The organism is Sphingobium sp. (assembly GCF_035511395.1).
Classification (GTDB): domain Bacteria; phylum Pseudomonadota; class Alphaproteobacteria; order Sphingomonadales; family Sphingomonadaceae; genus Sphingobium.
Window position 1 is genome coordinate 1 of record NZ_DATKFP010000208.1, and the last position, 11,825, is coordinate 11,825.

Below are 11,825 nucleotides of genomic sequence, written 5' to 3' on the forward strand. Positions count from 1 at the left end.
GGTCGTTCAGCCTGGAAGGGCAGATCAAAACGGTGCCGGACCTGCCCGACTTTCCCACCGAAGCCAAGTGCATGGAAAAGAAGCTGGTCGAAATCAAGTCCGACATATGGGGCAGCATGGTCTGGTTCAACATGGATGACGACTGCGAACCGCTGCACGAATTCCTGGCGCCCGTGGCCGAGCAGATGGATGCCTATCCCATGGACCAGATGGTCCGCACCCTGTGGGTCACGGTCGAGGGCGATTTCAACTGGAAGCTGGTGCAGGACAATTTCAACGAGTCCTACCATGTCTTCCACGCCCATCCGCAGTTGAAGTTCGTCGCGGAATTTTCCTACCTCTACTCGCAGTTCGACCTGTATGAGAGCGGGCACAGCCGCATGCTGATGCCCGGCGGCCAGCCGAGCCAGACCGTGCGCGGCAGCGAACCGGAAGTGATCCGCCAACTGGGCGAGCATCTCAAATTCTGGGGTCTCGACCCGGAGGATTTCCGGGGACGCATGCATGATCTGCGGGCGGCATTGCAAAAGCAGAAGCGCCTGCTGGGCCAGGAGAAGGGCTATGACTTCTCCCGCTATGACGACAATATGCTGACCGACAACTGGCATTATACGCTTTTTCCGAACCTGTCGCTCAGCCTGAAGCCGGACGGCAATATCTGGCTGCGGGCGCGCCCGCACCCGACCGACCCGGAAAAATGCTATTTCGACATGTGGTTCCTCAACCTCTTTCCGGAAGGGCAGACCACCTATTATTCACCGACCTTGCGCGACACGGTGAGCCTGGACGTGCCAGCCCCGCACCAGACCGGCAAGGCGGGCGACTATACGATGGGGCCGACCATCGACCAGGATGTGGCGATCTGGGGCAAGCAGCAGAAGGCGCTGCATTCGCGCGGTTTCCAGCGCGAATGCCTGGCTGGACAGGAACGGCGCGTGCGTTTCTTCCACGAAAATCTCGACCGTTGGCTGGACAAGCATGCGCCGGTGAAGTGAGGCGCTGATGCCACATGACAGGAAGGGCGGCCCGTCCGGTGCATGGGCCGCCCTTCTTGTGCGATGCATCCGGCGTCCGGTGGGGAACGGGCTCCTGCTATCCTGCCTTTGTCCGCCTCTTTGGTGCGGGTGATGGCGGCGCTGCGAAGGCCAGCTCCCCCTCGCGCAGCCTGATCAGGATATCCGCCAGGAACTGAAGCAGCGTCTGCTCCATGGCACTGTCGTTCCAGATGTCGCGGTTGAGGATCATCCCGCTCATCATCGCCGTCACCACGCGGCGGGAGCGATTGAGCAGTTCCAGATCATTGCTCCATTCGGGGAAGACGGCGAGCAACTGATCGCACCAGATGCGATCGTGGCGCTGCGCCTTCGGCACGAAGATGGCGCGCAGTTCCTCGTCCGTGCGCGCAGCCATGGTCAGTTCCAGATAGGCCTTGTGCGGGCGGGACAGGAACAGTTCCCAATCGAGCGCGATACCGCTATTGTCGCGCTTGCGCTCTTGATCGGACAGACCCCGGATCGCGCGACCAAATTCCTCCATATGACAATAAAAGGCATAGTCGATCACCGACTCGATCAGATCCTGCCGGGTCGCATAATGATGCAGCATGGCGCCACGCGATACCTTCGCCTCCTTGGCGATCAGGCGATTGGTCGTGCGCGAATAGCCCAGTTCCGCAAGGCAATCGATCGCGGCCTCCAAAATGGCGATCCGCGTGTCCGAACTTTTGCGCTGTTGCAGACCTGCGTCCGGACGCGCCAGTCCGGCCGGCTCCAGTTCCGACAGATCGACAAGCTTCACTTCGGGCATTCGATATCGCCTCCCCATGCCCGATCGGGCTGATGCATCTTCGGCAATATCCAACGCCGATGTGGATTCCACAAGCGCCGGCATCGTAGCCAAGCCATATTTCGGCCGATTTCTGCACAGCGCCCGCATTTTCAGCGGGTCAGTTCCTCCGGCATCTCGATCAGCGCGGTCAGTTCGGCCAGGAACTTTGCCCCGACCGCCCCGTCAATGGCCCGATGGTCGCAGGACAGCGACAGCTGGATGCGGGTGCTGAACTGAAGCGCGTGGTTCGCCGCACCCGCCGACTGGCGACCCGCGCCGACTGCCAGGATGGCGCCCTGCGGCGGGTTGATGATCGCGTCGAACGTGTCGATGCCGAACATGCCCAGATTGGAGATGGAGAAGCTGCCGCCCTGGAACTCTTCGGGGGCTAGCTTCCCGGCGCGGGCACGCTCGGCGAGGCTCTTCACCTCGGCGGAGATTGCCGCAACGCTCTTGGTATCGGCGGCACGAATTATCGGGGTCAGCAGCCCCTTGTCGGTCGCCACCGCCACAGCGATGTCGGCATGGCCGAACTGGTGAATCTCGTCGCCATGGACCTGCACATTGATGTCGGGATGGCGGACCAGCGCCAGTGCGCAGGCGCGCACCAGATAATCGTTGATCGACGGGGCGGCCCCGGTCGCGCGCTTGGCCTGTTCACGCATCGCCAGCAAAGCATCGATCGCTGCGCTGTTGCGCAGGTAGAAATGCGGGATCGTCGATTTCGACAGGGTCAACTGCCTGGCGATCGCCTTGCGCATCGGCGACATCCTGACGACACGCACGCCGTCTGCGGGGATTGGCGACGGCGTGGTTGCTGCAACCGGCGCCGCAGCAACTGGTTCGGGCGTGGTGGGAACGACATGCTGGAGTACATCGGCCTTGCTGATGCGTCCGCGCGGTCCGCTGCCCGCGACCTTGCCCAGATCGACCCCGTGGCTGGACGCAACCCGCTTGGCGAGCGGAGAAGCGAAATATTGGTCCAGTCCCGCCACTGGCGTGATCGAGACCGGGGCGCCGTAGGGCAGCGCCACCGGAGCCTTGCCCGCCTGATCGACATCCTGAAACGTGATCCGGCCATTGCGACCCGATCCGTTGATGCCCGACACGTCGATGCCGTCGCGGCGCGCCAGATTGACGGCACCGGGGCTGATGACCTTATTGTCGATCGGTACCTGAACAGCAGGCGCCGCCACCGCCGGGGCCGGAGCGTCGTTCCCGACGACCGGAGGTGCAGCCGCACCACCGAAGCTGGCGACAAAGCTGTCCACCACCCCGGCGTCAGCCGCGCCGTCGCCGAACACGGCCAGCAGCGCGCCGACCGGATAGGTCTCTCCCGGCTGAGCGATCAAGCGGCAGACAAAGGCATCATATTCCGCCTCCACCTCATTGGTGATCTTGTCGGTCTCGATCAGCGTCAGCAGGTCGCCCTTGGCAAAGGACGCGCCTTCTGCGATCTCCCAGTTGGCGATGACGCCTTCGGTCATCTCAATGCCCCATTTGGGCATGGTGAATGCGCGCAGCTTGCTCATGGCGCGTCCTTTCAGCGGTAGGAAATGGCGGCACGCACGGCGGCATCGATCCGCGCGACCGACGGCAGATAGGCCTGCTCCAGTTCCGGCGCGAAGGGTACCGGCGTATGCGGCGGCGTGACCATCTGGATCGGTGCGCGCAAGGCGGCGAAGGCCTTGCTGGACACAAGGCCCGCGATATCGGCGGCAAGGCCGCAGCGTGGCGGGTTTTCATCCACCACGATCAGGCGGCCGGTCAGCTCTACAGAATCGAGGATCGCTTCCTCATCGATCGGGCTGGTGGTGCGCAGATCTAGCACGTCGCAGCTGATGCCTTCCTTTGCCAGCGCATCGGCGGCCTGTTCCGCCGTGCCGACAAGCTGGCCACAGGTTACGATGGTCGCATGCTCGCCCTCGCGCACGGAGCGGGCATGGCCGAAGGGGATCAGATATTCCTCCTCCGGCACTTCGCCCTTGGTCGCATAGAGCGCTTTCGGTTCGAAGAAGAGCACCGGGTCATCGTCGCGAATGGCAGTCGCCAGAAGCCCCTTTGCTTCGGCCGGAGTGGACGGAATGACGACCTTCAGCCCCGGAATGGCGGTCATCATCGCATAGGCCGCCTGGCTGTGCTGCGGCCCGGCATTGCGACCCGCGCCATAGGCGACGCGGATGACGGCCGGACATGTGGTCTTGCCACCGAACATGTAGCGGAACTTGGCCATCTGGTTCCAGATCTGGTCCAGGCAGACGCCGATGAAGTCGGCGAACATCAGTTCGGCCACCGGGCGCTTTCCTGCAAGCGCCGCGCCTGCCGCGGCGCCAATGATCGCGCTTTCCGAAATCGGGGTGTCGATCACCCGGCCGGCGCCGAATTTATCATAAAGACCCGCCGTCGTCTTCCAGATGCCACCGATCGCTTCGGGACCACCGGCGGTGCCCATGCCGCCCACCAGATCCTCGCCCAGACAGATGACATTGGGGTCGCGTTCCATCTCCTGATGGAGGGTGAGGTTGATCGCCTCGCGCAGCTGCATTCTTGCCATGATGCCCTCCCCCTCAATAATTCACATAGACGTCGGTCAGGACGTCGTCGGGTGACGGCCTGGGCGCGGCGCGCGCCTCCGCGACTGATGCGTCTATCAGACCCAGCACATCGGCATCCAGCGCGTCGAGATCGGCCGCGTCGAGAAGTTTGGCCTCCGTCACCTTGGTGCGGAAGCTCATGAGGCAGTCGCGTTCCTCGCGGATGCGGTCCAGTTCGCCCGTGCCACGATAGCGCTGCGGATCGCCCTCGAAATGGCCGAAGAAGCGCTCGGTATCCAGTTCGACGGCGGCCGGACCGTTGCCGGCACGGCAATAGTCGATGACTTCACGCATCACATCGAACGTATCGAAGAAGTCGCAGCCATTGCCGCGCCATACCTTCATGCCGAAGGCCTCTGCGCGACTGGCGATATCGCCCGCCGTACCGACCGCATAGTCGACGCCGGTATGTTCCGAATAATGATTATTTTCGAACAGGAAGATCACCGGCAGCTTCAACACCACCGCCATGTTCATCGCCTCGAACGTCGTGCCCTGGTTGCAGGCGCCGTCGCCCGAAAAGGCGATGGACACGCCACCCCTGGCGTCCAGTTTGGCAGCGATGCCTGCACCAACCGCAATCGGCGCGCCGGCGCCGACGATGCCGTTCGCGCCCAGCATGCCCTTTTCCACGTCGGCAATATGCATCGAGCCCCCCTTGCCCTTGCACAGCCCGCCGGCGCGACCATAGATTTCCTGCATCATTCCCTTCACGTCGCAACCCTTGGCGATGCAATGGCCATGTCCGCGATGGGTGGAGATGATATAGTCGTCATCGGTCAGATGCTCGCATACGCCGACGGCGACGGCTTCCTGACCGCTGTAGAGATGGGTGAAACCGGCGATTTCCCCAGTCTGGATTTCCGCATGCAGGCGCTCCTCGAACTCGCGGATCACCTTCATCTGCCGATAGGCCTGCAACATGCGCTCGCGGCTGAGCTGCATTCTCACTCTCCTGTTCGCGCCACGGTTCCGCGCGCCTGCCGGCCGCGTCGATAATCGCTAGATCGCAAGGCGAGAGGCGCTCTGCAAGTGAAAACGACACATGTGTTATTTTTTTGCGAAATAAGCTGGAAATGTGATGGTCGGAGTGGACGTAGCCGAGCATAGCATATAATAACAAGCCATATGGATTGTTTTGAGGCCGCACGAAAGCGGCCCCGCGAGAGTGGAGACACGCATATGGCGACGGCATTTGAAATCCTGGACGGCGCGGCGACGGTTGAGGATGAGCGGGCGATCCGCGAAGATCTCGCCGCCTGCTATCGCCTCGCCCATCTGCACAAGATGACCGATCTCATCGCGACTCACATTTCGGCGCGACTGCCGGGCGCGGAAGAGCGCATCCTCATCAATCCCTTCGGCAGCCTGTTTCATGAAGTGACCGCCAGCAATCTGGTGGAGGTCACGCTGGAAGGCGAAGTGCGCAGCCCCGGCGGCGTCATCAATCCGGCGGGATATCTGATCCACAGCGCCATCCATGCGGCACGGCCGGACGTGACCTGCGTCATGCACACGCATACCGCAGCCGGCGTTGCAGTCGCGGCGCAGGAACAGGGATTGCTGCCGATCAGCCAGCAGGCCCTGCTGGTGGGCCGACGGCTCGCCTATCATGATTATGAAGGCGTCGCGCTGATCGAGGCGGAGCGCGAGACGCTTCGGCGCGACCTGGCCGACAAGGATGTGCTGATCCTGCGCAACCATGGTCTGCTCACGGTCGGCCGCACGGTCGGTGAGGCTTTCTGGCTGATGATGCAGACGCAGCGCGCCTGCGAAATCCAGATCGCGGCGTTGAGTGGCGGCGCCCAGGTGCGGCTGCTCGATGATCGACTTCAGGATCTGGTGCATGAGCAGACCTATAATTGGGGCGGCAAGCCCAACGGGGCAATGGACTGGGTCGCGTTGCGGCGCGAGTTGGACCGGACCCGCCCCGATTATCGTGACTGACCGCAACTGACATGGATGCGATGACCGCCGTCAGAGAATCCGTGCTCCTGTATCTGGAGCATCTGGATGTCGTCGATGCGTTCGATGCCTGCTGCACGCTTGTTCCACGCAGTAGCATCGGCGATCTTTCCGCTTATGCGCGCGGCGACGGGCGCGGCGTGCGTGCCGTCATCACGGCCGGCGGCGCGCCGATGGAGGAGGCGGTCTGGGATTTCCCCGATCTGGGCCTGATCGCTTGCCTTGGCGCCGGCTATGACGGGATCGATGTCGAACGAGCGCGCCGGCGGGGTGTGCGGGTGACAGTCGGCCGAGGGGTCAATGACGAGGATGTGGCGGACATGGCGCTCGGCTTGTTGCTCGCTACCGTGCGCCAGATCCCGCTCGCCGATCGGATGGTGCGGGACGGCGCCTGGAAAGGCGGCTTGCTGTTGCCGATGGTTCCGTCTCTGTCGCGCATGCGATGCGGCATCGTTGGATTGGGCGCGATCGGTAATGCGATCGGACGCCGGCTGGCCGGCTTCGGGTCGGCCATCAGCTGGTGGGGGCCGCGCGACAAGCCCGACGCCCCCTGGCCGCGTGCATCCTCCCTCCAGCATCTGGCGCGGGATTGCGACGCCTTGATCGTGGCAGCGCCGGCAACCGCCGAAACGCAAGGCATCATCGATGCGCGCATATTGGAGGCGCTGGGTTCGCGCGGCTATCTGGTCAACATCTCGCGGGGATCGCTGGTCGACGAGCAGGCATTGCTGATGGCGCTGGAAATGGGAGGCATCGCCGGCGCCGGTCTGGACGTGTTCGTGGACGAGCCGCATGATGGAACGCGTTGGCGGCATATCGACAGCCTCGTCATGACGCCCCATGTCGGTGCATGGGCCGAGCGCGCCATGGCCGAGGCCAAATATAGATGCGCGGAGAATATCGCGGCCTTCCTGCACGGCGAGCCGCTGCCGAGTGCAATCGTCTGAATTTCGGCGCTTCAGGGCGGCACGATCTTCGATTATATCGCCCTGCCCGCTTCCGTCAGGGCAGTGGCGGCATCGCATCCGGATCGAACTTCATGTCGATCAGGATCGGGCGATCGCGCGTTTCGATCGCGGCGATCGCCCGATCCATATCGCCGAAGGTCGACACGGAAAAGCCCCGCCCGCCCAGCGCATCGGCCACCTTGGCGAAATCGGGCCATTCGAATACCGACAATTCCGGGTCCATATTCTTGTTGCGGAACTGGATATGCTCGGCACCATAGGCGCCGTCATTGCAGATGACCGTGACGACATCCAACTTGTGCCGGACCGCCGTGTTGAATTCAGCGAGGCCGCCCAGCACGAAGCCTCCATCGCCGGTGACATGCAGCACCGGCACATCAGGCTTGGCCAACGCCGCGCCGATGGCATGACCCATGCCCAGGCCGATCGATCCGAAGGCGAGCGTGATGAGGAATTGGCGCGGATCAGGTACGCGCAAATTCTTCCAAGGTTCGGTCAGGAAGCGGCCACCGTCCGTCACCACCGTGCGATTGCGTGGGAAGGCCCGTTCCAGCAGCCAGATAGCGCGCGGCATGTCGACAGGCTCTTCGGGTAATGGTTCGACCATCCCCTCCCAGGGGGACGCGGCCGCAAGCGTGGCTGCGAGCCGATCGTCCCGCGCCTTCGCGCCCTCGATCTCGGCGGCGTCCAACCATTGTGTGAACAGGTCCGCGGTGCGGGCGACATCGCCCAATATGCCGACGTCGGGCGTCATATAGCGGCCAAATTGTGCCGGATCATTGTCCACCTGCACGAAGCGCTTGCCCTTGGCGAAGGCGCCATGGGACAAGGTGTAAGGAGTGAGGCTGGCACCGAAGGCGATGATGCAGTCGGCCTCCACCAGCGTGTCGATGACGGCAGGCTGGCTCAGCGTACCGCAGATGCCAAGGTCGAAAGCCTCACCCCGAAACAGATCCTTCGCCTGAAGGGTCGTAGTCACCGGCGCTTCTATCCGTTTGGCGAAACGCAACACCGCCGCACGCGCCTCCGGGCTGATCGCGCCGCGACCGGCCAGCACCACCGGACGGCGAGCGGCGGCGATGACGCCGATGGCATTGTCCAGATCGTCGCTTTCGGGAACCGTGAATCGCCCGTCGACCGGCTTCCAGGGCTTCGCCTCATATTCCGCGTCCAGCCATTGGAACTCCACGGGAATGTTGAGGACGATCGGCCGCCTTTCGGCAAAGGACCGGCGGATGCAGGTCGCCACATCCTGCGTAATCGTGGCGGGAGATCGCAGCTGTTCAAAGCCTGCGCCGGTCGCCACGATATGGTCGCGCTGGGGTGTGTTCTGGAAATTTTCCCGATCGGCGACCGCCGTGTCACCAATCAGCAGCAGCATCGGCACCCGCGCCTTCACGCCATGGACCAGCGCCGTCACCGTATTGGTGACGGCCGCGCCATGTGTGACCGACGCGACGCCAAGCCTGTCGGCGACATTGCTGTAGCCCAGCGCCATCAGCGTCGCGCCCGCTTCGTTGGCCGAGGAGATGAAGCGCCCACCACAATCGCGCACGAAGCTGTCGACCATGTAGAGATTGGCGTCGCCGATCAGGCCGAACAGCACGTCCACACCATTGTCGCGGAGAGCCTGTGCTATGGCTGCATGCACCTTCATTCTCACTACCCTTGTCCGATGTTGGATGTGAAAACAGCCGCTCCTCCCATTGGGAAAGCGGCTGTTCCTGCTTATTTGAGGCGGATCCTGACCTGGCTGATCTCGCCGGGAAATTCCGCCGGCGATTGATAGTCGGGCAGGACGGGGGAGGTCGTGTCGGCACCGATGTCGAATCCCTCGGTATGCGACAGCCAGCGCGGCATCGTCTCTTCGATCCGGCCCTGCGCCACCTGCTTGCCATCGGACAGGATAGTCGCCACGCCGCCCTTGCCGATGCCACCGCCATCATATTTGAAATCGACGACGACATGATGCGCGCCGGGGCTGAGCGGCTCGGTTGCCCGAACCACCGAGATACGCGGCGGCACCGCATTATGGCCGAACTCCAGCTTTCCATCGACCATGGCGAAGCTGTAACCGCTATATTTGCCACCCTGCGCCACGATCGCGCCCGTACCGCCATTTGCCGGCACTATGATGTCCGCCTCGATCGTGAAAGAACGGTTGACGATCGGCGGCGCGGTGTTCAGCCCCACCCGACGTATACGCGAGCGATAGACGAATTCGGTCCGCCCTTCGGTCAACGACGGGCGCCCCTCCATGCCGAAGCCCGCAATGCTGTTGTGGATTGGGAGGATCTGATTTTCCGCCGCGACCTTCCAGAATTCTTTCTGCATCTCGGCCAGCTTCTGCGGCTCCCTGGCCGCCAGATTATTCGCCTCCGAAAAATCCTTCGCGACGTTATACAATTCCCATTTACGTTCATCTGCGGGGATATTCACCACCTTGCCCGTTTCCCATGCGAAGCGGGCGGGCGTCGTGCCGGCGAACCAGCCATCCTTGTAGATACCGAAATTCATCAGCATCTCGAACACCTGCTCATTGCGGTGCGATGCTGCCTTTGGCTGCATGAAGGTATAGGCCATCGACACGCCGTCGATCCGCTGTTGCTTGACGCCCGCATATTCGGCCGGCGGCGTGACCTTCGCCGCGTCTAGAATGGTAGGCATGATGTCGGTCACGAAATGATATTGCGACCGGACGGTCTGGCCCTGTTCGATATGGCCGGGCCAGGACATGACGAGGCCGTTGCGCGTCCCGCCGAAATGCGATGCGACCTGCTTGTACCACTGGAACGGGCTGTTCATCGCCCAGGCCCAGGGTGCGGGATTGTGCGCGTAAAGATCGCGCGTGCCGATCCTGTCGATATTGGCCAGCTTATAGTCCATCGTCTCCTGCTTGCGCCCCAGCAGCGACTGTTCGTACATCAGCCCGTCCAGCGTACCTTCCGCGCTCGCGCCATTGTCGCCCTGGATGTAGATGATCAGCGTATCGTCAAACTGGCCGATGTCTTTCAGATGCTGGATGACCCGGCCGATCTGGTGATCGGCAAAGGCCAGCGTCGCGGCATAAGCCTCCATATGCCGGGCATAGAGCCGCTTCTGATCAGCGGTCAGACTATCCCATGCCGGCAAACCGTCGGGCCGCGGCGTCAGCTTCGCCCCGGTGGGGATCACACCCATCTTCTTCTGCCGGGCAAAAGTCTCATCCCGCAGCCTATCCCAACCGCCGTCGAACTTGCCGCGGAATTTGTCGAGCCATTCCTTGGGTGCCTGATGCGGCGTATGCGCGGAACCCGGCGCATAATAGGCGAAGAAAGGCTTATCGGGCGCCAGCGACTGTTTCTGGTCGATCCAGGCAATCGCCTCATTGGCCAGGTCCTGGTCGAGAATATAGTCGGTGCGCCCCGTACCCGGATCGACCGGCGTCGTATTCCGGACCATCGCCGGCACGAACTGATCGGCATCGGCATTCAGGAAGCCATAGAAATAGTCAAAGCCAAGGCCCGTGGGCCAGCGATCGAACGGACCGACCGGGCTTTGCTCCCAGTCCGGCGTGATATGCCCTTTGCCGAACATGGCCGTGCTGTAGCCACCGTCGCGCAACAACTGGGCGACGGTCGCGGCCGACTTAGGGATGATCGAGGTATAGCCGGGGTAGGAGGTCGAATTGTTCGTCACCTCGCCCATGCCAACCATATGCGGGTTGCGCCCTGTGAGCAGCGCGGCGCGCGTGGGCGAGCAGAGCGCGGTGGTGTTGAACTGGTTGTAGCGCGCGCCAGCCTTTGCCAGCATGTCGAAGGCCGGAGTGGGGATCGCGCCGCCAAAGGTGCTGCTCGCGCCGAAGCCGACATCGTCGGTCATGATCAACAGCACATTGGGAGCGCCTTTCGCCGCATGGGGCAGTACCGGCCAGGCCGGAGGTGGCGCGCCCGCTTCAGGCGAATGGGCGGTGATGACCTGCCGCGCCGGAGACTGCGCACATGCCGCTCCCAGCATCAGCGCGACGCTGCTGACACCCGCCAATGCCCGTAACCCCATGCGACAAACCGTCCATTTCGACGCCTGAACCTTAGACACCTGCTCTCTCTCTTGGCTGCACCATGTTGGATCATGATATTGCACCACGTGCTATAATTACGACGACCTCGGAAAAAGGCAAGAGACGAAAATTGCATCAGCTGCCAAAATGAGGGCGGATCATAAGCGTCAGACGATGCGCGGTCGCCAGCACGAAACTTGCACGTCAGGGTGCCCTGCTCCACTCATGGGGCAGGCAACGCGCTGTCGGAATATTGGAAAAGGCCTGTTAACGGCCTGGCAGAAGCCTGGGATCAGATGACGCTGAGGTAAAGCTGCCTTCAGGCCAAGGCCCGAAGACAGGATGCACAGTGAGCAATGAAATCTGACTCCGCGCGTTAACCGATTCAGTCCGATCGGCTGGTGACGATGGCCTGCCCATCATGCGCGATGG

General features: G+C 62.6%; 9 protein-coding genes. 3 read left to right on the forward strand and 6 right to left on the reverse strand.

Annotation, left to right across the window (positions count from 1 at the left end):
- A partial coding sequence (locus VMR39_RS14550) for an SRPBCC family protein (RefSeq protein WP_325416704.1) occupies positions 1-995 on the forward strand: 995 nt, incomplete at its 5' end.
- 97 nt (positions 996-1,092) lie between these two features.
- Here VMR39_RS14550 and VMR39_RS14555 read toward each other — a convergent pair.
- The 4 genes from VMR39_RS14555 to VMR39_RS14570 form a co-directional block, all read right to left on the reverse strand.
- Positions 1,093-1,806: a TetR/AcrR family transcriptional regulator gene (locus VMR39_RS14555; RefSeq protein WP_325416705.1), complete on the reverse strand. Its 714-nt coding sequence runs from the start codon at positions 1,804-1,806 to the stop codon at positions 1,093-1,095.
- 131 nt (positions 1,807-1,937) lie between these two features.
- A complete protein-coding gene (locus VMR39_RS14560) occupies positions 1,938-3,359 on the reverse strand; it encodes a 2-oxo acid dehydrogenase subunit E2 (RefSeq protein WP_325416706.1) in 1,422 nt (473 codons plus the stop codon).
- An 11-nt stretch (positions 3,360-3,370) separates the two neighbouring features.
- Entirely contained in the window at positions 3,371-4,381 is a 1,011-nt protein-coding gene (locus VMR39_RS14565; protein ID WP_325416707.1) for an alpha-ketoacid dehydrogenase subunit beta, read from the reverse strand.
- Positions 4,382-4,394: 13 nt separating this feature from the next.
- Positions 4,395-5,366: a thiamine pyrophosphate-dependent dehydrogenase E1 component subunit alpha gene (locus tag VMR39_RS14570; protein WP_325416708.1), complete on the reverse strand. Its 972-nt coding sequence runs from the start codon at positions 5,364-5,366 to the stop codon at positions 4,395-4,397.
- A 237-nt stretch (positions 5,367-5,603) separates the two neighbouring features.
- Between VMR39_RS14570 and VMR39_RS14575 the strand changes: the two genes are divergently transcribed.
- The gene (locus tag VMR39_RS14575) at positions 5,604-6,368 is read left to right on the forward strand and encodes a class II aldolase/adducin family protein (protein WP_325416709.1); all 765 of its coding nucleotides are present in this window, start codon (positions 5,604-5,606) and stop codon (positions 6,366-6,368) included.
- Positions 6,369-6,388: 20 nt separating this feature from the next.
- Positions 6,389-7,333, forward strand: coding sequence for an NAD(P)-dependent oxidoreductase (locus tag VMR39_RS14580; protein WP_325416710.1), 945 nt, complete (start codon positions 6,389-6,391; stop codon positions 7,331-7,333).
- Positions 7,334-7,388: 55 nt separating this feature from the next.
- Here the strand turns inward: VMR39_RS14580 and VMR39_RS14585 are convergent, their stop codons facing one another.
- Complete coding sequence (locus VMR39_RS14585; RefSeq protein WP_325416711.1) at positions 7,389-9,011, reverse strand: thiamine pyrophosphate-binding protein; 1,623 nt, start codon at positions 9,009-9,011, stop codon at positions 7,389-7,391.
- A gap of 71 nt (positions 9,012-9,082) precedes the next feature.
- The gene (locus tag VMR39_RS14590) at positions 9,083-11,431 is read right to left on the reverse strand and encodes an arylsulfatase (protein ID WP_325416712.1); all 2,349 of its coding nucleotides are present in this window, start codon (positions 11,429-11,431) and stop codon (positions 9,083-9,085) included.
- Positions 11,432-11,825 lie beyond the last annotated feature (394 nt).